Below are 26,418 nucleotides of genomic sequence, written 5' to 3' on the forward strand. Positions count from 1 at the left end.
CGCGCCCGGGGCGCGTCTCACGTCTTCCGGCGGTGGGGCACTCGGCCCCGGTCATGCGTATTCCACCCGCATCGTGCGGTCGCCGAAGCGCACGGTGTCGCCCGTGCGCAGCTCGGCGGGGTGCCCGGCGACGAGCGGCGTCTCGGCTCCGTCGCGGATGATCGCGCTCCCGTTCGTCGACGCACGGTCGACCACGAACACACCGCGGCGCGCGGGCATCACGGCCACATGGGTCTTCGAGACCGACCGGGTCTCATCGGGAACGGGGATCAGCTGCGCCTCCCCCTCGCCCGCCGCGGCGGCGGGCGCGCGGCCGAACAGCGTGGTTCCGCGCACCTCGACGCGCGCGCCCGAGTCGAGCACGAGCACGGCGCGGATCCCTTCGCCGACGTCGGCCCGAAGAGCGGATGCCGGAGCGGGCGCTGCCGGAGAAGGCGCTGCCGGAGCGGGCGCCGCCGGAGCAGGCGCTGCCGGAGCGGGCGCCGCCGGGGCCGCGACCGCGGGGCCGGGTTCGGCCTGCGCCGGGGGTGCGGGCTGCGCGACGGCGGGTCCCGGAGCGGGGGCCGCCGGCGCCTGAGGCGGGGGCACGACGGGCCCGGCCGGCACCGAGGCCGGCGGGGCCGGCGAGGGCACGGCCGGAGCGGGAGCTGCGGCCGGGGCGACCGGGAACGCGGGAGGGGCGCCGGTCGCGAGCGACGGCGGCACCGCCGCGACCATCGAGCCCGGAGCGGCGGCATCCGTCTTCTCCGGCTGCGGCGTCTGCGACCGATGCGCGCCGATGACCCCGCCGGAGAGACGCGCGCTCGGCACGTACTCGGCGGGGGCGTCACGGTCGACCGGGGTGGCGAGCGAGGGCAGCGGCGCCTTCTCCTCGTGCTCCGAGATCTTGACGCTCTTGCGGGCGATGCGCATGCGCTTCTGGTCGTAGGGGTTGAGGCCCCGGCGCACGTCGACGAACCAGGTGCCGGCGGCGAGGTCGAGCCACCCGCGTCCGCGACGTTCGATGTCGAAGAGCGGCGACAGGGCGATCACGAGCACCGGGCCGATCACGGGCACGATGAGCGAGGCGGAGGCGACGAGGTAGCGCACGACCGCTCCGCGCCAGAACTTCGGGCGTTCGAGGGTGCGCACGTTCACCGAGCGGATGCCGCACACCGCCTTGCCCAGCGTCACACCCTTTCGCCCGTGCATCACCAGTTGCACGATCACGTAGGCCAGGGTCAGCACCTGCGAGACGGCCAGCGCGACGATCACCCAGACCAGGTCGCCCCGGGCGAAGAACGCATCGACGTCGAACCCGCCGGAGGCGATGTCGGCGAGGATCGGAGGCAGCACGATGAGGGCGGGCAGGGCGAGGAGCACGGCGACGGCCGCCTCGAGGAGCGAGGCGAGCACGCGCGATCCCTTGCGCGCGGGCAGCAGCCCGAGCGAGGCGGCGTAGGCGGGATCCGGGCGTCCGTGCGCGTCGAGGCCCTCGACGACGGACGCGCCGTCGTCGATCTCCCAGATCACTCCTGCTCCCCTTCGACCTCGTCGGCGTGCGAGATGTCGAGCAGCGGGAGGTCCTCGCGACTGACGAGGCGCGAGGCGATCACGTGCTCGACGAGGCGGGCACGGCGGTTGGTGGCGAAGCTGCGCTGCCCTCCGCGCATACCGGGCACGCCCACGCGGTCGAACTTGTCGCACACGTTGTCGAGCTTGCGGTTGAAGCGGGTGACGGTCCAGCCCAGGCGCTCGGCGGCCTTCACCGACGTGGGGATGTCGCTCATGCCCGTGCCGTCGCGGCGCAGCTGCGGCTCGGCGAGCGCGAGGATCAGCAGCTTCTGGCTGAGGGTCAGGGGCACGTCCCCGATGGTCGACGCACCGCCGTCGTCGTGGTCGCGCCGGGTCGCGCGGAACGCGGGCTCGGCGGCGTGCAGGGTGAGCTCGTAGGTCGTCGGCCCCGCACTGAAGACCACCGTGGTCTTCTCGAACACCAGCGGCAGTCGGGCACCAGGCGCGAGCCAGGCCTGCACCCCGCCGGCCGAATCGGTCACGGTCGCCGTCAGCCGCGTGCCGACGTTCGACAACCACCACAGCCCGTCGGCATCCGTGATCTCGAGGAAATGCCGGTGCAGGAAGAGATTGTCGTCGAGCTCGAGATCTCCCTCCCTGCCCACGATGAATCGTCCCCCGCGCTCGATGGGGAAGTACTCCCCGGCGAACTCGACGGTCACTCCGGTCGTACCGCTCACTCCACGCACCCCCGTACCGGCTCCGAGGCTCTTCCGTCCTCGCGCCGAAGCATCACTTCGATGCACACGATATCGCCCGCCGGGCTCTCGACCTGCACCGTCGTCTCCGCGGTCTGCTTCTGCTCGCCGACATCGTCGAGGCGCACCTGGTGCCAGAGGTAGCTGTCGCCCTCCTGCGGAGAGGGGTTCGTCCAGGTGAACGTGACGGTCGAGCCCTCCCGTGTGCCGGTCGGCGCGGCGAGCGTGGGCACCACGTCCGGCACGACGTCCTGCGGCTGCGCGTCCTCGGATGCCTGAGGGGCGGGTTCGGGCTCGAGGCCCGCGACGAGCAGATTGAGTCCGACGATTCCGCCGATCACGAGCACCACCGCTGCGGCGGCGAGACCGATCCAGAGACCCGTGCGCGAGCGCCGGGCACCCGTCGCCGCGGGTGCGGGAGCCACCGGGGAACCGGGTGTCGGCGGAGCCGGGACGAACGCCGGGGTCTCGGGCGCGACCACCTGCGGCGCGCGGAGCAGCGTGTGCTCGTCGTCGGGGACGGGCGGGGGCACCGGCACGGCCGAGGGACGCAGCTGGGTCTGCTCGAACGCCGAGGGCGCGACCGGTGCGTCGAAGCGCGGCACCTCCGGCGTGCGCGGCGGGGTGTGGCGCTGCGTCGTGGCCGAGGGCCGCGTCGACGTGGCCATGTCGGGGTCGATGCTGACGACCTCGCGCACCCGGGTCAGACCGTCGTCGTCGTCTTCGAGCTCTTCGGCGGAGGGATGCTCGTCGACGATGTCGATCGGGGTGACCGAGTGCGACAGCTCGATCTGGACCTTCTGCAATGCCCGCGCGAACGCGACCGCGCTCGGGAACCGGTCGTCGGGGTTCTTCGCCATGGCCCGCTCGAGCAGCCGCTGGAGGCTCTCCGGGGAGTCGGGTCGGCCGAGGTGCGGCAGGGCCGCGCGCTCGATGCGCTCGATGAGGTCGGCGCTGGAGTTGCGCTCACCCGGTCGCTCGAACGGCGAGCGCCCGGCGAGCAGCGTGAACAGCGTCGCTCCGAGCGCCCAGACGTCGGTGCGCGGGCCGCTCGTGGGCGGCTCGGCGAACGACTCGGGCGGCGACCACGGGATCGACATGCCGGAAGCCTCGGTCGTCGCACCGGTGGTCGACGCGATGCCGAAGTCGGTGAGGGCCGGGCGGTTGTACTCGGTGACGAGGATGTTCGCGGGCTTGATGTCGCGGTGCAGCACCCCGGCGCGATGCGCCGTCTCGACGGCGCCGGCGACCTGCACGCCGACGCGCAGCGCCTCGGCGACCGAGAACGGCTCCTTGCGGGCGCGCAGCTGCAGGTTCGGGCGCGGGCAGTACTCCATGACGAGGTACGGGCGGCCGTCGCCCGCGACACCGGCCTGGTAGATCGTGACGATCGCGGGGTGCGTCGAGAGCATCGCCATGACGTTGGCCTCGTCGGCGAACTCCTGGGCGGACCCGCTCGAGATGCGGTCGGCGAGCAGCACCTTCACGGCGACCCGGCGGCGCGGCATCTCCTGCTCGTAGAGGAAGACGTCGGCGAAGCCGCCCGTGCCCAGCGGCTCCACGTAGGTGAAGCCGGGAAGGACGGGCGGCGGTGACGGGCGACGATTCACGGCAGGTCCTCGAAGGCGACGGTGATCCCGTCGCCGAGGTCCACCACATCGCCGGTGAGCACGAGCGTCTGCTCCCCCGGGTGCAGGCGCACGGGGTCGGCGCCCGGACGCAGCAGCGTCGACCCGTTCGTGGTGTGCAGGTCGATCACGACCACGGTGTCGCCCTCGGGACGCACCTCGAGGTGGCTGCGGGAGATGTCCTGCTGCGGGCTCTCGACCGCGATCAGGTGCGGGAGGCTCGCCCCGCTGGCCCGTGTGGAGCGCGGACGACGCCCGATGATCACGGTGCGGTCGAGTTCGACGACCTGTCCGCTCGACACCCGCAGGCGACCGATGGTCGGGCCGTCGGATGCTCCCGCGACGGGCAGCACGGCGGTCGGCGTCTCGTCGGCCGAGGCGGGCTGCTGCCGCAGGGCGCGCAGCTCGGCGGCCGAGATCGTCGCACCGTCGTGGTCGCCCTGGGCGGGGAGCGGCGGCACCGGCGGGGCATCGGCCGGTGCCGGTGCGGTGTGCACCGTCGCCCCGAAGAGCTGGTCGAAGATGTCGTCGTCGTCGGGGGTGATCGTGTCTTCGGTGGGCACCAGGGTGGCGTCCTCGATGACGGGCAGAGGAGCCGAGTCGGAGGACTGCTCGGGGATCTCCTCGGTCACCGGCGCGACCGGAGGCTCAGCCACGGGAGCATCAGCCACGGGAGCATCCGGCACGGGAGCATCAGGCACGGGAGGCGCGGCCGGAGGCGTCACGGCCGAGGGCACGGGCGGTGGCGTCACGACCGGGGGCGACACGACCGGGGACACCGGGACGGCACCGACGAGCGGGGCGCTGACGGCGGCATCCGCTCCGAACGCTGCGCCTCCGAACAGGGCGAGCGGCACCGGGGCGGCGGCGAGCGCCGTGGCCGAGGCGCCGTCGTGCGTGGCGACGACGACCGGCGCCGGCCCGAGCGCACCCGTCAGCGGAGCGGCGTCGTCGGATTCGAGATCGGCGCTCACCGCGGCCGCGCGCACGATTCCGGTATGCACCGGCAGCCCCGCGTCGCCCTCGACGGTCTCGACGGTGATCTCGATGCGCGTGGCTCCGCCGATGAAGCGCTCGCTCCACGTCGTCACCTCGGCGCCGGAGAGTTCGTGCGCACCGTCGGCCGCGGTCACTCGGGCGGCGACCCCGCCGCGCAGCGCGATGCGCACATCGGCGCCCTCGGCGACCGCTGCGACGAACGGCGGCAGCGCGGTGAACGATCCGCCCGCCTGCGTCGTGAGCACATCGACCACCGTCGCCAGCGTCTTGTGCGCGGGGAGCCGCTCCCAGAGGGTCGACACGACCTCGGTCGGGGCGTCCGGCGGCAGTGCGACGAGCGCGCCGGGGATCACGATGAGATTCCACTGGCCCGGGCGATAGATGGTCTGCATCAGCGACCCCCTCCTGCTGCGGCTTCACGCGGACGCGTGTTCATGTCGATGTCGTCGTCGGTGGCGAGCAGTGTGCCCGGGCGCGAGGCGACCGAGACGGCGTCGGCGATGACGACGGTGATGTTGTCGCGCCCGCCGGCGGCCACGGCCGCCTCGATGAGCGCGTCGGCAGCCCGCTGCGGGTCGGGCGTCGTGCCAAGGATGTCGCGGATGCGCTCGTCCGACACCTCCGAGGTGAGGCCGTCGGAGCACACCAGCATCCGATCGCCCAGCTCGGCCGGGAACATCCAGTAGTCCGCGTCGCCGGTGCTGGAGGCGCCGATCGCCCGGGTGATGATGTTGCGCCGACGATCGGTGAGCGCGTCGAGCGGCGTGAGCTCGCCCGCCTCGATGAGTTCCTGCACGACCGAGTGGTCGACGGTGATCTGCTCGAGCTCGCGGTCGGCGAAGCGGTAGGTGCGCGAGTCTCCGATGTTCACCGCGAGCCAGTAGCCCATACCGTCGACATCGGCGATCACGACGCCGCTGAGCGTCGTCCCCGCACGGCCGTTGCCCGAGGTCGACAGCTCCTCGACACGCTCGCGGGCCGTGGCCAGCGCCCGGCGCACGTCGTCGAGTTCGAGCGCCGCGCGCCCGATCGAGAAGGCGAACTCGGCGATGACGGCCGCGCTCGCACGCTCCCCCGCCTCATGCCCGCCCATGCCGTCGGCGACGACGAACACGGGCGAGGTGGCGAGGTAGGCGTCCTCGTTGAGCGGTCGGCGCAGACCCGCGTGCGTCGCCGCGCCCGACGAGACGACCAGTCCGGGCCTCATGCGTAGCCCCCGACCGTGACGATGCGGTCACCGATCTCGATCGCGTCACCGAGCCGGATCGGCACGCGCTGACCGGGCGGGCAGGCGATGCGCTGCCCCTCTCGCACGATCGTGGTGCCGTTGGTCGAGTGGCGATCGAGCACCCATCCGCCCGAGGTCTCGGCGGCGGCCTCGAAGTGCGTCTTCGACAGCGAGAGCGTCTCGTCGCGCACCGCGACCGTCGCCGCGCCCTCCTCCGGGGAGGGGTTGCGGCCGAAGACCGTGCGCCGCGAGACCGAGACGCGGGTGCCGTCGTCCCACGTGAAGACGAGACGGTGCCCGGGGATGCTGATGCGGGTCGACTCGACGTCGGGGTCGTCGACGAGCGGTGCCGGGGCGGGCGCAGCCGGCGCGGCCGGGGCCGCCGGGGCGGGCGCGGCAGGCGCCGGTGCGGCGACCGGCGCCGGGGGCGCGGTCGGCGTCGGCGCGGATGCCGGGGCGACGGGCTCGGGCTCGGCGGGGGCCGAGGCCTGGGGCTGCGGCGGGCGGGGCGGAGCATCCTGCGTCACGCCGGGGACGAAGGCGATCAGGTCGCCGCCCTCGCCGATCGGCGCGGCCGGTGCCACCGGCGTCGCCGGGGCCGAGAACACGGGCGCCGACGGCGCGTAGGCCTCGACGGGAGCGGGCGGAGGCTGCGGAACCCCCGCGGCGGCGGGGGGAGCAGCGGGCGCCTGACCGGGAGCGGCCGGCGGTGCGTAGGGCGAGGCCGCAGCGTGCGGGGACGATGCGTGCGGAGCCGGGGCATGCGGCGCCCCGTACGATCCGGGGTGGGGCAGACCCGGGATCGCGGGCGGCTGCGACGGAGCGGTCGGCGCGGGGGACGTCGGCGACGCACCGTCGACGGTCGGCATCGCCGTGGTCGCCGGCGCCGCGATCGGCACGATCCCGCCCTCGGCGCGGGCATCGAGCACGAGCGAGCGGCCGACCTTGTCGTGCCATCCCTGGAAGCGACCCGATCCGTCGAACAGCGGCGTGAAGTACCCCACGACGATGCCGGCGGCGAGACCGAAGATGATGTTACGCAGCAGGGCGCGGCCGAAGCCGATCGACGACCCGTCGGTCTCCGACACGAGGCGCAGGCCCTGTGCGCGCATGCCGATGGAGCCCGCACCGGCCTGCATGTTCGTGTAGACCACGAACCAGCCCAGCAGCACGAGACCGACGAGCGGCCCGCCGATGGTCACCGTGAGCAACGACGCCTCGAGCCCACCCGAGAGCGCTGTGGCGATGCCGAGCACCACGCTGAGCACGATGGCCAGACCGCCGGCGATCAACGCGTCGATGAGGTACGCGACCGCGCGTCGGGAGATCGGGGCGATCTGACCGAAGGGGAGCTGGGTCATGGGTTCTCGCTCTCGGGGGCGGTGGTGCGGTCGTTGTTCTCGATGGTGCCAGGTTCGCGGCGTGCGCGCGCGTCCGCGGAGTCGGCGATGCGGGCTGCCGCAGCATCCTTCAGGTTCTGGAAGCCGTGCGAGAGAGCCGTTCCGCCGAGGAGCGAGCGCAGATTCGCTCGCGCCTTCCAGCGCCGCCAGAAGCCGGCCTCCTTGCCCAGGCCGCCGACGATGTCGTCGACCTCGCTCCAGAACGCCTCGACATCGGCGGGCGTCGGATCGGTCGGGCCGAAGATCTCGGCATCCGCCCGCTGCGCCAGCGCGGCCGCCTTCGGCACATCGAGCGTGGCGACGACGGTCGCGGCGTCCTCGACGCGCGTGCCTCCCGGAGCGATCCGCGCGCCGTAGTCGGTCGCACGATCGGTGAGCTCGTCCCAGCCGCCGCTGATGCGGTCGGAGGTGCGCGCGGCGGTGCGACGCGCACGGCGCTTGGCCGCCTTCCACGCGCCGATCACGATGAAGGGCGAGGCGAGGATGGCGAGGATCGCGAGCGTGATGCCGCCGATCGCGAGGATCGCGCCCAGGATGCCGAGGATGTTGAGCGTCTCGTCCTCGGACTTGCGGTCATCGGGCAGCGTCGGGGGCAGATCGACCGGCTCCTGCGGCGGGGGCGGCGGCTGCAGCACCTGCGGCTTCGGATCGACGCGCGGCTTGGTGTTCTGGTCGTTCGGCACCTGGTCCTCGGGAGGAGTCGGGTTGAACGGCAGCCAGCCCACGCCCTCGAAGTTCACCTCGACCCAGGCGTGCACGTCGTCGCCGGTGGCGGCGAACTCGGCGGCCTTCGCGTCTTCCTCGTCGGGGTAGTACCCCATCACGACGCGTGCGGGGATGCCGACCTCGCGGGCGAGCAGCGCCATCGCGACGGCGTACTGCTCGTCGTCGCCGATCATCTGGTCGCCGCCCACGAGGGTCGAGATGCGCTCGGCCGTGTGGCCGGCGCGCGAGATGACCTCGCCCTCCAGGCCGTGGCTGAAGAACCCGCCGTCGGCCAGCATCGTCTCGAGCGCCCGCACCTGCTCGATCGGGGACTCGGCATCCGCGACCGTCTCGGCCGCGAGCGAGGTGAGCTCCTCGGGCACGTTGCTCTGCTTGGGCTGGGTGACGTTGCCGAACTCGACCTCGGCGAGCCGGTCGTCGTCGATCTCGTTCGGGATGACGGTGTCGACCGTGTAGGTGTCGCCCGCCGTGAGCCGGGGCGTCGCCACCGCGGTGCCGGTCTCGGTGTTGTAGAACGTGCCGCGGCGCAGCTCTTCGGCACGGTCGCCCGTGTACTCGATCTCGGAGACCGCACCGGCATCCGGAACCCACACGCCGCCGTACTCGGCGATCTCGACCTGCAGCGTGACCGGGATCCCCTCGGCCTCGGGCGACATGTCGGAGCGCAGCGGAGTGAACGCGCTCGACGACCCCGGTCCCCCATCGGTGACGTTGTAGACCATGCCGTCGAACTGGTCCATGACCGCGATGCGGATGCGCGCCTTCTCGGGCAGGCCCCGCACGGTGAAGAGCGTCTTGACCTTCTCGTCGCGCACGTTCTTGCGGAACGCCTGCAGCGGGCTCGGGTAGTCGCGGATGTCGAACGGCGGGATGATCACGTCGCGGAACACGTGGCGGGTCTCGGCGGGAGCGGCGATGGCCGACGAGGCGATGCCCGCTCCCGCGGCGATCGCGAGCACGGCCGCTCCGGCCAGCAACCGGCGCAGGCGCATGTGGGCGGCACGCGAGGGGTCGACCTCGCTCACCGAGACGGCCGAGTTCTGCGGGGCCCACAGCTGACGCAGTGCCATCCAGGCGATGGCCACGACCGCGAACACGAGTCCCTGCACGAGCGGGAACGCCGCCTCGGGAGTGCCGAGCGCGATCACCAGCACGAGCAGCGTGCCCGCAGGGATCAGCGCCCAGGCCACGTTCGACAGCCGAAGAGCGAGCGAGGCCGTGACGGTCGACGCCACGAGGGCCAGCAGGAACGGCACGAGCAGGTGGCCGTCGGCGGCCGAGACCGGGGCGACGGTCGTGAGCATCTGCTTCCACGACGTCACCACGCCGAGCGCGAGCTTCTGGAGCGTCTCGAGGGTGGGCACGAAACCGGCGATGGTCGTGCCGGGCAACGCGAGCGCTCCGCCGAAGACGAAGTACACGGCGATCGTGAGACCGGTGATGATCAGGATGCCCCAGCGACGCCAGGCCGAGACGCCGGCGACCGCCAGGCCGAGGAGGAGTCCGCCGATCGCCGCGGGCAGGAACGACCCGCCGGCGAAGGTGGGCCAGAAGCCGAGGAGTATGGCGCCGACGAGCAGGGCGGTGGCGCCGAGATCGAGGATCCAGCGGCGCAGCGGAAGGGCGGTCGGCGCGGCCGGGATCGCGGACGCGGTCATGCGAGCACCTTCTGCAGGGCGAGGGGGATCTGCTCGAGCGCGCCGATCGTGACGACGTCGGCGTCGCCGATGCGCCGCAGCTCGGGTGAGGAGAGCGTGGAGTCGGTGACGATCGCGAGCACGCGCGCGCCGAAGGGCAGGCGCGCGCACGCGAGCCGCAGATCTTCGGTGCGCACCTTCGACCCGCACACCAGTACGACGATGCTGGCGAGCGGCATGCTCGCGGCGAGCACGCCGGCGAGCTCGGCGATGCCGCCCTCGCGGGGCTTGGAGTTCTCGACGGCCGAGAGCGAGTCGAGCAACTGCTTGCCGGTGCTCGACGGCAGCTCCCTGCCCTGCACCCGCATGTCGACGCGCTGCGAATCGCGCAGCGCGCGCAGGCCGATCGATCCGGCGGCCGAGATCGCGAGCTCGAAGTCCTCGTCACGGGCGTAGTCGCCGGTCGAGCGCGAGAGGCCGATCACGAAGTGCGAACGACGGGTCTCCTCGTACTGCCGCACCATCATGGTGCCGGTGCGGGCGGTCGACTTCCAGTGCACGTGACGCAGGTCGTCGCCGGGCTGGTACTCGAGGAGGGCGTGGAACGAGACGTCGTCGCGCGACAGGTCGGACGCCGGCATCCCCTCAAGGTCGCGCAGGAAGCCGAGCGACTGACCGTCGAAGAGGATCGTGCGCGGGTGCACGAACAGATCGACGGGGTCGTCACTGCGGCGGGCGCGCTCGAAGAGGCCGAGCGGATCGCCGCGCACGACGCTCACCGGACCGACCTTCACGACGCCGCGCTTCTGCGTCGGGATCGCGAAGAGCTCCTCGGCCTCGGCTCCCGGGGCGAGGCGCTGGATGCCGAACTCTCCTCGTCCCGATCCCACCGGCAGCACCACGCGCGAGGGCAGGATGGCGCGCGTTCCGAGGTTGGCGAGCTTCAGGGCGCCGATCGCCCGCTCTCCCACCACGACCCGGGTGCGGGCGAGGTCGAGTGAGACGTCGTAGGCCGTGCGGCCGATGAGGAACAGAGCGCACAGCGCCACGACGATCGCGATGACGAGGGCGGTGATCGTGAACTCCTCCCACCCGGCGACCTGCCCGAGGATCCAGAATCCGACCGCCAGGCCCATGAGCACCCACGCGAGCGGGCGCACCGCCTGCGCGATGAGACGGAGGCGCGCGAGCATCCGCACACCGACGACCGCCGCGATGTCGCGCCAGCCGGCGTCGCGGTCGATCGTGGGGTGCGTGCTCTGCAGGGCCTCCGTGGTCATCAGGCCGCCGTTCGCGCCTGCGGGGCCGCCACGGAGTCGAGAACCCGGGCGATCACGGTCTCACTCGACGTCCCGGCAAATTCGGCCTCGGCGTCGAGCAGCATGCGGTGCTGCCAGACGGGGCGGGCGAGGACCTTGATGTCGTCGGGCAGCACGAAGTGGCGACCGTGGGCGGCGGCCCAGACCTTCGCGATGCGGATCATCGCGATCGCCCCGCGCACCGAGACTCCGAGGCGGGTCGCCGAGTCGGTGCGGGTCGCCTCGGCGAGCTCGGCGGTGTACCGCAGCACGGCGGGCTCGACGTGCACGGTCGCGGCGAGGTCGGCCATGTCGGCGACCGCGCTGGTGGTGATGATCGCGCCGAGGCCGGCGGAGGGGTTGCGGTCGGATGCCCCGGCCAGGATGCTCTCGGTGACGGCGAGGTCGGGATAGCCGATCGACGTCTTGATGAGGAAGCGGTCGAGCTGGGCCTCGGGGAGCTTGTAGGTTCCGGCCTGCTCGATGGGGTTCTGCGTCGCGATGACGAGGAACGGGCGCCCGGTCTCGTGCGTGACACCGTCGACGGTGACGCGCGACTCCTCCATGACCTCGAGGAGTGCGGACTGCGTCTTCGGCGAGGCGCGGTTGATCTCGTCGGCGAGCACGATCGACGCGAAGATCGGCCCCTTGTGGAACTCGAACCGGTGCTGCTGCTGGTCGTAGATCGTGACGCCCGTCACGTCGGACGGCAGCAGGTCGGGGGTGAACTGGATGCGCGCGCTGGTGCCCTGGACGGTGGCGGCGAGAGCCTTCGCGAGGCTCGTCTTGCCCGTCCCCGGTGCATCCTCGAGCAGCACGTGCCCCTCGGCGAGCATCGCGGAGATCACCAGGCCCACGATCTCCTGCTTGCCCTGCACCGCCTTGTCGACGTTCTCGACGAGACGGTGGAAGGTGCCCTGGAACCAGGTGGCCTGCTCGGGAGTCATGGTCATGAGTGTGTCGTTCCCTGTTCTCGTGGGGTGTCTTCGTGTGCGGGGGTGCGGTGCGGCATCACTGCCAGACCCTGTGCTCGTAGGCCGTGCCGTCGATGACGACCCAGGCCTCGATGGTTCCGCGGCGCATGCCGAGGTAGCAGCCGATCTGCTGCTCGTAGTTGCCGTTGCCATCGGTCGTCACGTTGCGTCCGCCGAACGTGCCGCCGTAGGGTGCGGGAGCGTTGCTCGCGCACTGCAGGTACATCGTCTTGTTGGGCGGGAAGTCGCGCATCGTGACGTAGAAGTATGCGCAGGTGCCGTCGTTGCAGTTGGGCTGACCGTTCGCGTTGCCGCTCGAGGTCACCCAGGCCTTGGGCGGCGGCTTCGAGCCGGAGGTCTCGCTGGCGGATCGTTCGATCGTCTGACCGGCCGAGTCCGTTACACGAACCGTGATGGAATGCTGCTGGCTGTAGCCGTTGCCGACCGTGCGCGAACCGGTCGCGCCGACGCCCTCCCATCCGCCGCCGTCGATCCGGATCTGCACCGAGCTCAGCTCGCGGCCGTTCATCGACTGGTTGCCGTTCCACGAGAACGTCACGCTGGTGGCGTTCTGCTGCGTCGAGAGGCCGGGTTGACTGAGCGGCCCGTAGGGACGTCCCGACCGCGTGGCAGACCCGTCGCTGGCGTAGGTCGTGCCGTCGACGGTCGAGACCGAGCGCAGCACCACGTTGTAGGTCGTGCCGTTGGTGAGGCCCGAGATCACGTTGTTGCCCGGGATGCCTGCCCAGCTCCCCCCGCCGTTGAGCGAGTACTGGTGCTGGACCTCGCTGCTCTTCGCGCCGTTGAGCGCACCCGGCGTCCACGAGAGCGTGAGTGCCCGGTCGCCGTCGGTGACCGACGAGAACGACGGCGCACTGGGCTTGTTGACGCCACGGCGCGGCGCCGACATCGGGCTCCACTCACCCCAGCCCGCCTTGTTGATCGCGCGGATGCGGTAGGTGTACGGCGTCTCCGACGTCGCGACGGTGACAGCCTGCGTGCGCGCTCCGGCATTCGGAGTGAGGGTGTTGCGGAGGGTGTTGCCCTCCCACACCTCGAGCTGGAAGGAGTCGATCGCGTCACCGTTGGCGCTGCCGGGCTCCCACGAGACCTGCATCTGCGCCTGGTTGCCGACGCCCTGGATCTCGGCGGTCGTGGGCGCGGCGGCGGGCATCGGGGGCCCTGCCGGGATCTCGGATGCCGACCATCCGCTCCAGCTCGACGGCTCGGGCGCGCGGTTGTGGGCCTGAACGCGCACCTGGTAGTTGCCGCCGTTCTCGAGGCCCTCCCAGGTCATGGAGTTGCCCGTGACCTGCTTCTGCGTCACGCCGGACGGCGGCGCGGGCGAGATCTCGAGGGTGTAGCTCTCGACCGGCGAACCCGGGGTGGTGGGCGTCTGCCAGCTCACGTCGAGCGACTTGTCGCCGAACTTCAGAGTCGGCGGGTTCGGGGTGTCGGGGCGCGCGTCCGGCCGCGCGATCGCCGAGCCGCCCGAGGGCTCGGACTCGCCGACGCGGTTGGTGGCCGTGACCTGGAACGAGTACTCGACGTTGTTGGTGAGGCCGTCGAGGGTGCAGGTGGTCGAGCCGCACTCCTTCGAGTACGGATTGCCGGTCACCGAGCGCACCGTGTACTTCGTGATCTCGGCGCCGTTGTTCGAGGGTGCGCCGTACGAGACGACGACCGTGCGGTCCTGCACGCTCGACACGGTGGGGGTGCCCGGGGCATCCGGCACACCCTGCACGGTCACGATGATCTGGCCGTTGGCCTCGCGGTCGGGGTCCTTCGTGGCGTCCTGGATGCGGTAGCGCACGACCATGGTGCCGACGAAGTCCGCGGCGGGAGTCACCACGACCTCGTCGCCCTGCACCTCGGCACCGCCCGACCCCGACTCGGTCGACGCGTTCATGAGCTTGAGCGGCGTCTCGGGGAACGGGTTGAAGTCGTTCGCGAGCACGGGCACCGTGATGCTCTTGCCCTGGTCGGCCTCCGAGATCGTGTCGGTGTTGGCGGCCGGCAGCGGACGCGTCGACGCCCCGACGCGCACCGTCACCGTGCCCTCGACGGGGTCGGTCGTGCCGTCGGAGATCTCGAGCTTGAGCGAGGCGACCGTGCCCTTCGCGACGTCCGAGCCCGCCTCGACGAGCAGCTCCTGTCCGTCGATCCGCGCGCTGATGCCGTCGCCCGCGCCGCCGACGTACTTGTACGTGTGCACGCCGGCGTCTTCGGGATCGGGGTCGGTCGTCAGCGGCACGAGATCGAGGCTCACGGGGTCCTCGCCCGCGGCGACGACCATCTCGGTGCCGATGAACTCGGGCTGCTGGTTGTCGGGCGGCAGCACGTTGATCGGGATGCTCAGCGTGGCCTTGCGCCCCTCGGGGTCGTCGGGCCCGGTGCCGTCGGTGACCTCGAAGGTGAGCGCGTCCTGCCCGAAGTAGCCGTCGGCCGAGGTGTAGACCAGCGTCGTCTCGTCCTGAACGAGGTCGGCGCCGTTCGCGTGCACGGCGCTCACGCGGGCGTGCTCGGTGATGCGGGCCGTGCCGCCGCCGGCGACCGTGACGTAGTCGGCGAGCGGCACTTCCTTGGTCTCGCCGCTCATGACCTCGAGCGGCTCGGTGGAGTCGAGGATCGGGCGCAGGTCGGACTCGGCCGGTACGAAGATGAACGCGGATGCCTCGAGGCCGTCCTGGTCGGTGAGGGTATAGCGGATGAGCTGGAGCGCTTCCGTGACGGTGACACGCACCATCCCGTTCTCCAGCTGCGTCGCGCCCTCGCCGAGGGTCACCTCGAGCCGGTCGGTGGTGCCGTCGGGGTCTTCGTCGTTCGCGAGGATGTCGATGTCGGCATCCATCGTCCCCTCGGTGAGGTCGGTGGGCCGCACGCGGTCGTCGCGGGCGATCGGCGCCTGCAGCGGCACGTCGTCGTCGACCGTGATCTGCAGCGCGGCGGTCGCGGTCGCGCCGCGGGTGTCGCGGATCGTGTACTGCAGCGAGGTCTCGAGCGGACGATCCGGCGCCTGCACGAGCACGCGGTCGCCCGAGACGCGCGCCTCGATGCCCGTCTCGGTGGGCACCTCGAGGCCGTCTTCGACCAGCACGATCTTGTCGCCCTCGGGGTCGGAGTCGTTCTCCATCACAGGCACGGCGATCTCACGACCGGGTCGCACGACGACGGCATCCTTCACCGCATACGGTGCCTGGTTCACCTTCTCGGCGGGAGCGATGCCGACACGGATCGTCGCGATGCCCTCCTTGCCGAGGCGATCGCGCACGCGGTACTTGAACACGTCGACACCGGCCGAGCCGTCGAAGGCCTCGTAGGTGAAGTAGTTCTGCGCGGTCTCGGTGATGCGGCCCTTGGTCGGGTTCGAGGCGATGTCGATCAGCTCGACCGAGTCGCCGTCGGCGTCGATGCCGTCGAGCGGCACCGCGATGTTGGCGGTCGACCCGGCGAGCACCCGCGCGACGAGGTCCTGCGGGCGCGGAGCGGCGTTCGTCTCCTCGTCGACCGGCAGGATCTGGATGGTGACGTACCCGGCATCCTTCTGTTGACGCGAATCGACGGCTTCGTAGGTCAGGTAGACCGTTTTCGCGACCGGGCCGGCCTTGAAGCGCACCGTGTCCTGCGACACGAAGGCCTCGCCGTCCTCGGGGTCGACGAGCGGCTCCACGAGCTCGGGCACGACGTGCAGCACGTCGTCGTTCGGGTGGGTGTCGTTGTCGAGCACCGGGATCGTGACGACGTCACCCGCGCGCACGGTCGCGGTGTCGTCGTTCACGACGGGCTGGAGCAGTTTGTCGGGCGCCGGGATCGGGATGACCACGACCTCGCCCTCGGCCGACTTCGAGCCGTTCGAGATGCGGTACGTGATGCGCGCCTGATCGGTCAGCGCACCCTGGTCGGTGATGCGCAGCGTCTCGTGGTTGATGACCGACACCGAGATGCCGGAGTCCTCCTCGATCGACACCGACTGCACGACGAGGATGCCGCCCGCGGGATCGACGTCGTTCGCGAGCACGCCCACGAGCACGTCGCCACCGGTGGGCAGAAGTGCGACGTCACGCACGGCGACCGGGGGCAGATCGGTCTCGGTCGCCTCGAGCACGTCGACGCGCACGATGCCCTCGCCGTTCTCGGGACCGGCCGTCGCGAGGTACAGCACGTAGTAGGTGCCCGGGTTGTCGGCGGTGAACGTGAACGTCTTGTTCGGGGCGTCGGGCAGCACGGTCGCGCCGGGCACCTCGCTCACCCGGCCCAGGCGCAGCGGTTCGCGCCCCGAACTGGTGTCGTTCGCGAGCGGGGCGACCGTGACCTGCTCGCCGACGCGGGTGACGACGTGATCGGCGTTGGTCTTCGGTTTCGTCGACCCCTCGGGGCGCACGTCGAGGGTGAGGGATGCCGTCGCGCTCTCGCCGTAGCCGTCGGCGACCGTGACCTGCACCTCCTTGCGGCCCTGCAGGCTCGCGGTGGCCTTGTAGGTGATCTGCCCGTCGGTGCTGAAATCGACCTCGTCACCGGGCGCGGGAACGACGTCCTTCAGGTAGACGTCGTCGCCTTCCGGATCGATCCAGTCCGGGAGGATGTTGTACGAGACCGTGCCGCCGGTCTCGATCGTGAGGCTCGTCTTGCGCTTGGGTACCGGAGCGGTGTTGATGCTCTCGTCGTACACCGTGAGCGTGACGGTCGCCGTGTCCTTGCCACCGCGGCCGTCGTCGGCCTCATAGGTGAAGGTCGTCGAGCCCTTCGCGTCCTTCGCGACGGCGATCTGCAGCGAACCGCCGTTCTGCACCTGCTGGATCTCGCCGATCGACGGCTGCGCCTCGGCCAGGGTCGCGACCAGCACGTCGCCGTCGGGGTCGTTGTCGTTGTCGAGCACCGGGAGCATGGTCGTCACGCCGGGGCGCACGCCGAACGAGTCGTCCTCGGCGATCGGAGGGGTGTTCTCCTCCTTGCGCTCGGGCAGAGTCGTCTCGACGGTCTCTTCGGTGGAGTCGTCCTCGTTCTCGGTCTCGCCCTCGGGCGGGGTGAGGTCGTTCCAGTTGTCGACGCGCTGCAGGCTCTCGTCGGCCAGCCAGGCCGCACCGCCGACGGCGTCGTTGAGGATGATGACGTCGCGGTTGACGCGGAACACCAGGCTCTGCGACTCCTCGGCGCCCTCGACCGTCGCGTTGACGTCGTTCGTGCTGCCGGGGCATTCGCGGATGAACGTCGCCGTCCCCGCCCAGGCGCCGTACGTGCAGCCGCGCAGCCAGACCGGCGCGGTGGGCGTTCCGGTGCCCCCGGCCTGGGTCGTGCTCGGCTCGCTGCCGTCGAAGGGCAGGCGCACCAAGGCATCCGGGGTGGCGATCGCGACGGCATCCGTCTCTGCGGATGCCTGCTGCAGAACCGCCTCGTTCGCCCCGGGGAGTTCGGCGCGGAAGCCGCCGGGAGAGGTGACGATGCCGGCTGCGGCGTCGAGCACGACCGGGGTCGTGCCGACCACGGTGATGGTGGGCCGTGCGGAGGTGTCGATCTCGCCGACGGAGGCGGCCGAGGGGTCGCCCGCCTCGCCCTCGGCGTCGACGGGGACCGTGACGACCTCGCCCCGCTCGGCCGAGAGACCGTAGACGGTGCCGTCGGTACCGACCACGACGTCGGCGTCGGCGCCGAGCTCGGCCACCGGGTCCTGCACCTCGGGTTCGAACCCGGGCACGCCCTGCACGGGGACGACCCACAGCTCGCCGGTCTTCTGATCGAGGATCGCGGTGGTGCGGTTGCCGAGGGCGACCTTGGAGGCGGCGGGGATTGCGGCCGAATCGCCGAGGGCGACGCGGGCGGGATCGACCGCGGTCATCGTGGAGGCGCTCTCGTCGACGACGAGGATGTTCGTGGCATCCTGCAGGATGTCGTAGTTCTCACCCGTCGTGCGCAGCCCGCCGTCGAGCACCGTGGACTCGTGGTTGAAGTGGCCGACCAGCAGGCTCGACGTCTTGGTGATCCAGACACCGCCGTCGTTCAGGTCGACCTTGGTGGTCGGGAAGCCTTCGTAGGTGAAGGCCATGGTGGTGATCGCGATCACACCGACGGTGACGCCGGCGGCGGACGCCAGCGTCTTCGGTCGCGCGCGCATCCAGGACAGCGCCTTCATTCCGTGTTCCCCCCACAGGTCCGTGCTCGACTGGGGCCGAACGGCCTCGGGCCGCTCGGCGCACCTGATCATCCTAACCGCGTGCTGGAATGCCACTGCATGGGGAGAGTTCCCCATGCAGTTCGGTACGTGTCAGGCGATGAGTCGCGGCGTCAGGCGAAGACGACGAACCCGAGCGTCACGAGACCCGCGACCGACACCGCGCACGCACCGACGAAGGCGAGGAGCGCCGTGCGACTGCGGCGCACTCCCTGCCGCGCCACGGACGGGAGCGCCGGGTCCTCGATGCGGGTCGGTGCCGGACCGCCGCCGACCGCGGGCGGGGCCTTCGGCACGAGGGGAGCCGGGCGGGGCTTGTAGATCGCCGGCGGCTCGGGCTCGGTGGGGCGCTCGAACGAGACCGGTCCCCGAGGGATCGTCGCATCGAGGTCGGACGGATCATCGAACACCGTGGTCCGCCGGCGACGCAGGCCACGCCGGGGACGCACGATCGTCTCCTCGAGACCCGACGGCGCGACGGCACCGCCGTCCGAGCGATCGACGACGACCGTCGACTCGTCCAGGTCGAACGATGCCGGGCGGGCGCGGTCGACCACGACGGTCGCCTCGTGGTCGTCGTCCGACGTTGCGCCGTGGGTGCGGTCGACGACGATGGTCGCCTCGTCGAGGTCGGATGCCGCGGGGCGGGCGCGCCCGACGACCACGGTCGCCTCGTTGTCTTCCTGGTGCGCCTCGTCGTCCTCGACGTGGGCGTCGGCATCCGTCTGCGACGACGCCGGCTGCGACTCGGCATCCCCCTCCACGGCATCCGCCTGCACCGACTCCGCCTGCTCGACCGCGCGACGACGGTCGCGTCGCGTGACGATGACGGTCTCCTCGTCGATGCTCTCGTCGGTCATCGCGCGCGCACCGGGATCGTCGTGCCCTCGAGCATCGAATCGGTGCCGACCGACACCGCCAACCGGCCGGCCGTGTCGTCGTCACGGCCGGCGCGCAGGCCGCCGGCGACGACGTCGATCACGACGACCGAGACGTTGTCGCGTCCGCCCGCCTGCAGCGCCCGGCGCACCAGAGCGGATGCCGCGGTCTCCGGGCGTCCGCACATCGTGAGGGTGGCGCGGATCGCCTCGTCGCTCACCTCGCCGCTGAGACCGTCGGAGCACAGCAGCAGGCGCTCGCCGTCGATCACCGGGAGGAGCCAGCTGTCGGCCTCGCTGTCGGCCGCGCCGATCGCGCGGGTGATGATGTTGCGCTGCGCGAAGGTCGCGAGGTCTTCGGGACGCATCTCGCCCGCGTCGACCATCTCCTGGCCGAGCGAGTGATCGATCGTCAACTGCACGAGATCGTTGGCGTGATGGCGGTAGACCCGCGAGTCGCCGACGTTGAAGACGAGCCAGTGCGGCAGCCCTTCGTGCTCGACCAGGGCCACGCCCGAGACCGTGCTGCCGGCTCCCTGCTTGTGCGCGGCGGCGATCGACTCGACCACGGCGGTCGCGCGTCCCAACGCCAGACGCACGTCGTCGATCGTGACGGCGGTGCCCCGGAGCGGCTCGAAGGCGGCGACCACCGCGGCGCTCGCCCGATCGCCGGCCTCGTGCCCGCCCATGCCGTCGGCCACGAGGAACACGGGGGCCGCGGTGAGCAGGGAGTCCTCGTTCGCGGCGCGCTTGAGACCGGTGTCGGTCAGTGACGCGACGTTGAGGACGACCTGTTCGACGGTCACGAATCGCGCTCCGCGATCACGTGCATTCCGACCTCGCCGAGGATGAAGCGTCCCGTTCCGACCACGCTCTCGCCCGGGTCGAGCAGCACCTCGGTGCCGTCCTCGGCCACCACGACGACGCCGTTGGTCGCGTGCAGGTCGGTCAGCCGCCACTCGTCATCGGTGACGACGAGACGCGCGTGGGTCTTCGAGAGGGTACGGGTCGCATCGGTGATCGACAGACGCTGCTCGCCCGGGTCGCCCACCGGGTTGCGCCCGATCACGACGCTCGCGCCCGAGAGCGCGAAGCTGCGGCCGTCGTCGAGCACGAGTGAGCGACGCACTCCGCGCTTGCGTGCCACGACGACGGTCGCCTCGAGGTCGTCGTCGACGGCGACCTGGCGGGGCTTGATGATCGTCTGCGCGAGGTCGTCGGCGAGCAGGTCGTCGGACTCGGCGTCGTGCGCGAGCGGAGCCTCCGCCGCTGACGTCTCGGTCGGCGCGGCGGGAGCGGCCGGAGGCGTGGCGATCAGGGGGACGGGACGGATGCCGGGTGCCGGGGTCTCCGTCACGGGCGGCACCGTCGCGGCCGGAGCGGCCGGGGGCGTGAAGACGGGCGGGGTCGGGGCGAAGGCGGGCGGCAGCGGGAACTCCTCGGCGGGAGCCGCGGGTGCGGCCGGAGCGGCGGGCGGAACCGGGGCGGCGGCCGGGGCAGGCGGCGCGGCCGGAGCGGAGGCGACCGGCGGCTGCGGAGCGGGTGCCGTGGGCGGGGCGAACGACGGAGCCGGCGGCTGCGGGGCGGGGGCAGGCGGCTGCGGCGCGGCCTCGGAAGGCGCGGCCTCGGAAGTGGCGGGCGCGGAAGACTGCGGAACCGGGGGCTGCGGCGCAGACGCGGGAGCCTGCGGGGCAGGGGCGAACGCCTGCCACTCCGCCGGGATCCCGGCGTTCCCGGCGGGCGGGGCGGATGCCTCCGACCCGGCGTTCGTCGAGCGCGGGGCCGGGATGAATCCCCCCGACGGAGCCGCTCCGGCGTGTGCCGAAGCGGGGCGCTGCGGCGCGAAGGCCGGGAGTGCGTAGTCGCGGGTGTCTCCGGTGGTCGGTTCGAGCAGCGGCTGGGGCGTGCGGCGCGGCCCCGGCTGCAGGGCCGCGAGGCGGTCGCCCTCCGGGTACGGCGGTGCCCCGGCGGCGAGGATCGTCGCCCACACGGGCGGCAGCAGGATCGCGAGCACCGTCGACCCGGCGCCGCGACCGAACTGCTGGTTGATCCGATGCGTCGCGATCACCTTGAGATAGATACCGTAGATCTGCACGATCGGGATCAGGAAGAACACGACCTTCCAGGCGGCGACGCCTCCGCGCGCGAGGATCTCGGCCTCGTTGAGGATGGGCACCCAGCCCTTCCACGCCTCTCCCCCGAGCCGCGGGAACAGGCGCGACAGCGCCACCGCGTACCAGACGTAGATGCCGAGGCCGAGGAGCAGGCCGACACCCCATCCGATGAGGAGCATCGAGAGCAGTCCGGACTCTGCTGACGGTGTCATGGGGTCTCCTTCTGCCGGTCGTGGGGCGAACCGGCTACTGCGAGCGTACCGATCACCGGACGGCGACCCGCGAAACGAGGACCGCTCGTCGGCCTCGCCCGGCTCAGCAACGAGGTGAGGCGCACCCGCGCGACCAGCCGCCGCCACCGGCTGTCGGCCGTCGACAGCGCGGCTCGTTCGTCGTCGACGATCTGCCAGGCGGCGGCGGCATCCGCATCGGTGGGCGGATGCCCCGCGAAGATGCCGCGGTCGACGAGCACCGCGAGTCGCACGGCGGCCGAGCGATCCGTCGATCGGGCGCGCTGCACACGCGTGCCCTGGGTCTGCAGGGCGACGTCGTGATCGGTGTACAGGTCGACGAGCTCTTCCCAGGCGCCCGCGAGCCGCACCTCGGGATCACCGGCGTCGCGCCGTGCGCGTGCCCGGCGGCCCTTCGCGATCAACAGCACCAGCAGGGGAAGCGTCAGGAGCACGAGCGCGAGGACGCCGAGACCGACGGCGCGCAGGATCGGCAGCAGAACGGCCAGGAACTCCGATTCGGGGGCCTCCAGCGGCGGAGCGTCATCGTTCGAGTCGCTCTGCGCCTGCGGCGGGTCGAGCGCCTCCGAGCGCGGCTGCTCCGGAACGGTCGGATGCTCGGGCAGCTGCTCGCCCTCGGTGATCGCACTCGGCAGCATCGCGTACTGCGGCGTGACGTCGATCGGCATCCATTCGCCGCCGGTGGACCGCACCTCGACCCAGGCGCTCATGCTCTCGCCCGTGCAGACCTCGGTACAGGCCGGGATGCCGGGCACCTCCTCGGCGCCCGCGAGACGCGCACCGATGACCACCCGCGACTCGAGCCCCCAGTGCTCGGCGAGCAGCGCGGCGGCCGTCGAGAACTGCTCGTCGTCTCCGATCGCCGACACGAGCAGCTCGGGCGCGGCATCCGACCCGGCCCGCCGCTCCTGCTCGACCATCGCGGTGAAGACCTCTTCGATGCGCGCCGCCGAGTGGCCGGCGTAGCTCGAGGCGAAGCCGTAGCCCTCGGCCCCGTCGAGCGCGGCGATCCACCCGGCCGCCGCGGCGTCGTCGAGCACCGCGTGGCTGAGGTAGCCGCGCGAGCGCAGTCGGTCGATCAGTTCGACGTAGCCGGCGCCGGTGCGCGGCTGCTCCTGCATCTCGGCCCACTCGACCAGCGCGGGGAACGCGTCGGCGTCGAGCGTCGAGTCGCCGCCCTGCAGCGACGCGATCCCGTCCCCGGTGGCCGGAGGGTCGACGAGCACCGAGTACCGGTCGCCCGGAACCAGTCCGCTCCCCCCGCCCGGAGCATCCGCGATCGTGATGGCCGTGTCGCCGTCGGCGTCGATGTGGAACCCGTCGGCGAGAGCATCCGCCCGTGATCCAGTGAACGCCGGCGCCTCGGCGAGTCCGGCGGGGGTCGGAACCCAGATGCCGCGGTAGGCATCGCCCACCGTGATGTCGAGTGCGACACGACCCTCACCAGGGCCGGCGGTGCGCGGGAGCCGGCTGAACCGGTCGTCCTCGGCGATGTGGAAGTCGTTGCCGTCGTATGCGTCGAGCGTGACGAGACGGACGCGATCGACGGCTCCGGGGTCGCCCTGCACGCCGAACACGGTCTCGTCGAGGCGATCCCCCGCGAACCACGCGCGGTAGGAGCCGAGCGGGCTGGTCTGCTGCTGCACGACGATCATCGGCTCGACCTCGTCGCGCAGCACCGACCGGTCGCTCCAACCGGCGGCGACCGGGGCCGCCGCGACGCCGGCGACGAGCGCGACGACCACGAGCGCGCCCGCGAGCAGGTGCCGGCGGATGCTGAGCCACACCGGTGCCGCCCGGCGCGAGACGCCGGTCGCCGCGACGATGCGCAGCGCCTGCGCCCGCTCGATGCGCGCCCGGCCGATCACCCAGACCAGGGCGGCGGCGAACACCCCCACCCCGATGAGCCACTCGCGCGGAGCGGGCACCTCGATGCCGAAGACGACGACCGGCGAACTCGTCGCGCTCAACCCGAAGGCCACGCCGAAGACGCTCATCGCGGCGACGACCGGGACCGCCGCCAGGGCACGACGCCCGGGATGGAGGGCGAGGAAGGTCGCGAGGAATCCGCCGAACAGCATCACGACGAGGAACGGGATGAGCACCGCCTGGTACTCGCCGAGCGGCGGCGCCAGGGTCAGCATCTGCTTCCAGCCCAGCACGACGCCGAACACGGCGTCGCGCAGGCCGCCGAGGAACGCGGGCACCGACGACAGCGCCGAGGGGATCGCCAGGGGGACGGCGACGATCAGGTACATCGCCACGGCCGCGAGCGCGGCGAGCGGAGCGCCCCAGCGCAGCATCCGCGCGAGGACCGCCACCCCCATCCCGAGCAGGCCGCCGGCGACACCGACGACGAGCGCGCGCGGCGACTCGTACACCGGCCAGGCGGCGGCCGTCGCGAGCGCGACGCCGACCGCCACGAAACCGAGCGCCCAGAACGTGAGGGCCGAGAACCGGAGTGCGGGGCCGTTCGCACCCCGGAGGGGCGTGCGCGTGCCGCTCATCGGAGCGCTCCTCGGGCCAGCATCTGCGGCAGATCGCCGAGCGCTCCGAGGGTCATGACCGACAGCTCGCGGGCCGCGCGCATCGTGGGCTGCTCGCCGAGCTCGCTGCGCACGGCGACGGCGTCGACCTGGGCGGGGAGTTTCACCGCGGCGTGCCGCAGTCGCTCGAGCGGCGTGCGCGATCCGGTGAGCAGGAAGCCGATCGAGAGGTCGGGGTACGACTGCACCGTCAGCGCTGCCACGGCCTCGAGGCGCATGACCCGGTCGGACGCGTCGAGGGTCGAGGTCGCGTCGAGCATCGCCTTCGGGGTGACGGTCGGAAGGGTGCGGATCGACAGCACCTCGGTGCGACTGTGCTCGGGGATCTCGTTGCTCACCGAGAACAGCACGTCGCGGCCGTCGCGCACACCCTGCAGCGCGAGGGATGCCGCGGCGCTCACCGTGTTCTCGAACTCGTCGTCGCTGTCGTACGACTCGGCGTCGAGGTCGAGGATGATCGCGATGCGGGCGTGCCGGGACTCCTCGTACTGCCGCACCATGAGCGTGCCGGTCTTGGCGGTCGACTTCCAGTGCACGTGGCGCTGCGAGTCGCCCACGACGTATTCGCGCACGGCGTGGAACGACAGGTCGGCGTCGACGAGCGTCGTGCTGGGGGTGCCGTCGAGGTCGCGGATGAGCCCCGCACTGGTGCTCGGGATGCGCACGGTGACGGGGTGCACGTGGATGCGCTGCACCTCGGGCCAGCGCATCTCGCGGCGGAGGATGCCGATCGGATCGCCGCGCGTGATCGTCATCGGCCCGACGTCGATCACGCCGCGACGGTGCGCCGCGATCGTGAGCTCTTCGCGATGGTGCCCGTCGGGGCGCAGCAGCGGCACATGCGCTTCGACCAGGCCCTCGCCGACCGGGACGTCGACCACGCCGGGCAGCGACAGGCGGGTGCCGTTGTTGCGCACGTCGAGCACCGCGCCGATCTCAGCCCCCGCGACCACACGATCACGGTCGAGAGCGAGGTGGATGCGGTAGTCGTGCGCGCCCAGCACGAAGGGCACGCACACGATCAGGAGCACCAGCGCGATCGCGGCCACGGCCCACGCCTCGACCCAGCCGAAGAGCAGTCCCGCGACGACGCCGAGCACCAGGGCCGCGGCCACGAGCATCCCCGCGGCCGTCACCGTCTCGCGCACCCAGCCGGCCGTGCGGCGACCGGCGCGCGTCACGGTGCGAGCCGCTCGGCGCATGCCGAACACCGCTCCCCGCACGGGGCCGCGGCGCGTACGCGAGTACCGCGTCACCGTCGCCGTGCGCGTCGAGGTCGACGTGCCGGCGGTGGTGCGGGTCAGGCGCGATTCGGTGTTGAAGCTCACGCAGTGCCGTTCTCGCGCGGGGGTTCGACGTCGAGCAGGATCTGGCCGACCACGGCCACCGCGGTCACGCCGTCGAACTCGGCCTCGGGCTCGAGCACGAGGCGGTGCGCCAGAGCGACGACGGCGAGCTCGCGCACGTCGTCGGGGGTGGCGTAGGTGCGACCGTTCTTCGCGGCCCAGGTCATCACGAGCCGCGAGAGCGCGATCGCGCCGCGCACGCTGGCTCCCAGACGCACCTCGGATGCCCGGCGGGTGGCGTCGACGATGCGCATGATGTAGTCCGAGACGAGCGGGTTCACGTACACGCCGCGCGCCATCTCGGTCATCGTCAGGATGGTGTCGGTGCCGACGATGCCGTCGAGCACGCGGGTCGGCTGCGCCGCACCCTGCAGGATGCGCATGGTCGCCGCGTCGTCGGGGTAGCCGATCGACGTCTTGATCATGAAGCGGTCGAGCTGCGCCTCGGGCAGACGGTACGTGCCGCCCTGCTCGATGGGGTTCTGCGTCGCCATCACGAGGAACGGCGAGCCGACCGGGCGGGTGACGCCGTCGACCGTGACGGTGCCCTCCTCCATGACCTCGAGCAGCGCGGACTGCGTCTTGGGGCTCGCGCGGTTGATCTCGTCGGCGAGCACGATGTTCGCGAACACCGGACCCGCGTGGAACTCGAACGTGCCCTCCTTCTGGTCGTACACGGTGATGCCCGTGACGTCGCCGGGGAGCAGGTCGGGGGTGAACTGGATGCGCGTGCTCGTGCCCGAGATGGTCTGGCCGATCGCGCGGGCGAGCGCGGTCTTGCCGGTGCCCGGGTAGTCCTCGAGCAGCACGTGCCCCCCGCTGATACCGGCCGCGAGCACCAGCTCGACGATGTGGCGCTTGCCGAGCACGACCTGCTCGACGTTGCCGGTGAGGATCGAGAACGTCTCGGCGAACCAGGCGGCCTGTTCGGGGGCGATGGTCACGGGTGCAGCGGAGGAAGCAGGCATAGGAGCA

General features: G+C 71.9%; 16 protein-coding genes. All 16 read right to left on the minus strand.

Annotation, left to right across the window (positions count from 1 at the left end; genetic code table 11):
• Window positions 1-51: 51 nt before the first annotated feature.
• The 16 genes from ACTJKK_RS12430 to ACTJKK_RS12505 all read right to left on the minus strand — a co-directional run bounded on the left by ACTJKK_RS12430 (window position 52) and on the right by ACTJKK_RS12505 (window position 26,411).
• Window positions 52-1,512, minus strand: coding sequence for an RDD family protein (locus ACTJKK_RS12430; RefSeq protein WP_440748220.1), 1,461 nt, complete (start codon window positions 1,510-1,512; stop codon window positions 52-54).
• The gene (locus ACTJKK_RS12435) at window positions 1,509-2,234 is read right to left on the minus strand and encodes a hypothetical protein (protein WP_372491565.1); all 726 of its coding nucleotides are present in this window, start codon (window positions 2,232-2,234) and stop codon (window positions 1,509-1,511) included. The genes ACTJKK_RS12430 and ACTJKK_RS12435 overlap by 4 nt, the downstream gene beginning before the upstream one ends.
• Window positions 2,231-3,862 carry a protein kinase domain-containing protein gene (locus ACTJKK_RS12440; RefSeq protein ID WP_440748221.1) on the minus strand — a complete coding sequence of 544 codons (1,632 nt, stop codon included), beginning with the start codon at window positions 3,860-3,862 and terminating at the stop codon, window positions 2,231-2,233. Before ACTJKK_RS12440 ends, ACTJKK_RS12435 begins: the two co-directional genes overlap by 4 nt.
• Complete coding sequence (locus ACTJKK_RS12445; protein WP_440748222.1) at window positions 3,859-5,271, minus strand: FHA domain-containing protein; 1,413 nt, start codon at window positions 5,269-5,271, stop codon at window positions 3,859-3,861. Before ACTJKK_RS12445 ends, ACTJKK_RS12440 begins: the two co-directional genes overlap by 4 nt.
• A complete protein-coding gene (locus ACTJKK_RS12450) occupies window positions 5,271-6,086 on the minus strand; it encodes a PP2C family protein-serine/threonine phosphatase (protein ID WP_247623538.1) in 816 nt (271 codons plus the stop codon). The genes ACTJKK_RS12445 and ACTJKK_RS12450 overlap by 1 nt, the downstream gene beginning before the upstream one ends.
• Complete coding sequence (locus ACTJKK_RS12455; RefSeq protein WP_440748223.1) at window positions 6,083-7,468, minus strand: RDD family protein; 1,386 nt, start codon at window positions 7,466-7,468, stop codon at window positions 6,083-6,085. Before ACTJKK_RS12455 ends, ACTJKK_RS12450 begins: the two co-directional genes overlap by 4 nt.
• Window positions 7,465-9,891 carry a transglutaminase family protein gene (locus ACTJKK_RS12460; protein ID WP_440748224.1) on the minus strand — a complete coding sequence of 809 codons (2,427 nt, stop codon included), beginning with the start codon at window positions 9,889-9,891 and terminating at the stop codon, window positions 7,465-7,467. Before ACTJKK_RS12460 ends, ACTJKK_RS12455 begins: the two co-directional genes overlap by 4 nt.
• Window positions 9,888-11,150, minus strand: a complete 1,263-nt coding sequence (locus tag ACTJKK_RS12465; RefSeq protein WP_440748225.1) for a DUF58 domain-containing protein — start codon at window positions 11,148-11,150, stop codon at window positions 9,888-9,890. Before ACTJKK_RS12465 ends, ACTJKK_RS12460 begins: the two co-directional genes overlap by 4 nt.
• On the minus strand, window positions 11,150-12,121 hold the full coding sequence (locus ACTJKK_RS12470) for an AAA family ATPase (RefSeq protein ID WP_247623542.1): 972 nt from the start codon (window positions 12,119-12,121) through the stop codon (window positions 11,150-11,152). The genes ACTJKK_RS12465 and ACTJKK_RS12470 overlap by 1 nt, the downstream gene beginning before the upstream one ends.
• A 58-nt stretch (window positions 12,122-12,179) precedes the next feature.
• Complete coding sequence (locus ACTJKK_RS12475) at window positions 12,180-18,269, minus strand: Ig-like domain-containing protein (protein WP_440748226.1); 6,090 nt, start codon at window positions 18,267-18,269, stop codon at window positions 12,180-12,182.
• Window positions 18,270-18,421: 152 nt separating this feature from the next.
• The gene (locus tag ACTJKK_RS12480) at window positions 18,422-19,168 is read right to left on the minus strand and encodes a hypothetical protein (protein WP_440748227.1); all 747 of its coding nucleotides are present in this window, start codon (window positions 19,166-19,168) and stop codon (window positions 18,422-18,424) included.
• Window positions 19,165-19,992: a PP2C family protein-serine/threonine phosphatase gene (locus ACTJKK_RS12485; RefSeq protein ID WP_247623545.1), complete on the minus strand. Its 828-nt coding sequence runs from the start codon at window positions 19,990-19,992 to the stop codon at window positions 19,165-19,167. The genes ACTJKK_RS12480 and ACTJKK_RS12485 overlap by 4 nt, the downstream gene beginning before the upstream one ends.
• On the minus strand, window positions 19,989-21,512 hold the full coding sequence (locus ACTJKK_RS12490) for a DUF5684 domain-containing protein (RefSeq protein ID WP_440748228.1): 1,524 nt from the start codon (window positions 21,510-21,512) through the stop codon (window positions 19,989-19,991). The genes ACTJKK_RS12485 and ACTJKK_RS12490 overlap by 4 nt, the downstream gene beginning before the upstream one ends.
• A complete protein-coding gene (locus tag ACTJKK_RS12495) occupies window positions 21,509-24,058 on the minus strand; it encodes a transglutaminase domain-containing protein (protein WP_440748229.1) in 2,550 nt (849 codons plus the stop codon). Before ACTJKK_RS12495 ends, ACTJKK_RS12490 begins: the two co-directional genes overlap by 4 nt.
• Window positions 24,055-25,425 (minus strand): DUF58 domain-containing protein, encoded by a 1,371-nt coding sequence (locus ACTJKK_RS12500; RefSeq protein WP_440748230.1) that lies wholly within the window; start codon window positions 25,423-25,425, stop codon window positions 24,055-24,057. The genes ACTJKK_RS12495 and ACTJKK_RS12500 overlap by 4 nt, the downstream gene beginning before the upstream one ends.
• A complete protein-coding gene (locus ACTJKK_RS12505; protein WP_247632997.1) occupies window positions 25,422-26,411 on the minus strand; it encodes an AAA family ATPase in 990 nt (329 codons plus the stop codon). The genes ACTJKK_RS12500 and ACTJKK_RS12505 overlap by 4 nt, the downstream gene beginning before the upstream one ends.
• Between the last annotated feature and the right edge of the window lie 7 nt (window positions 26,412-26,418).

It is taken from the genome of Microbacterium sp. 22179 (assembly GCF_052045715.1).
Classification (GTDB): Bacteria; Actinomycetota; Actinomycetes; order Actinomycetales; family Microbacteriaceae; genus Microbacterium; species Microbacterium galbinum.

Coding starts and splice junctions, on each gene's coding strand:
- ACTJKK_RS12480 (WP_440748227.1), bottom strand. CDS start 19,168: ATGACCGACGAGAGCATCGACGAGGAGACCGTCATCGTCACGCGACGC.
- ACTJKK_RS12445 (WP_440748222.1), bottom strand. CDS start 5,271: ATGCAGACCATCTATCGCCCGGGCCAGTGGAATCTCATCGTGATCCCC.
- ACTJKK_RS12465 (WP_440748225.1), bottom strand. CDS start 11,150: ATGACCACGGAGGCCCTGCAGAGCACGCACCCCACGATCGACCGCGAC.
- ACTJKK_RS12475 (WP_440748226.1), bottom strand. CDS start 18,269: ATGAAGGCGCTGTCCTGGATGCGCGCGCGACCGAAGACGCTGGCGTCC.
- ACTJKK_RS12495 (WP_440748229.1), bottom strand. CDS start 24,058: ATGAGCGGCACGCGCACGCCCCTCCGGGGTGCGAACGGCCCCGCACTC.
- ACTJKK_RS12505 (WP_247632997.1), bottom strand. CDS start 26,411: ATGCCTGCTTCCTCCGCTGCACCCGTGACCATCGCCCCCGAACAGGCC.
- ACTJKK_RS12470 (WP_247623542.1), bottom strand. CDS start 12,121: ATGACCATGACTCCCGAGCAGGCCACCTGGTTCCAGGGCACCTTCCAC.
- ACTJKK_RS12490 (WP_440748228.1), bottom strand. CDS start 21,512: ATGACACCGTCAGCAGAGTCCGGACTGCTCTCGATGCTCCTCATCGGA.
- ACTJKK_RS12455 (WP_440748223.1), bottom strand. CDS start 7,468: ATGACCCAGCTCCCCTTCGGTCAGATCGCCCCGATCTCCCGACGCGCG.
- ACTJKK_RS12460 (WP_440748224.1), bottom strand. CDS start 9,891: ATGACCGCGTCCGCGATCCCGGCCGCGCCGACCGCCCTTCCGCTGCGC.
- ACTJKK_RS12450 (WP_247623538.1), bottom strand. CDS start 6,086: ATGAGGCCCGGACTGGTCGTCTCGTCGGGCGCGGCGACGCACGCGGGT.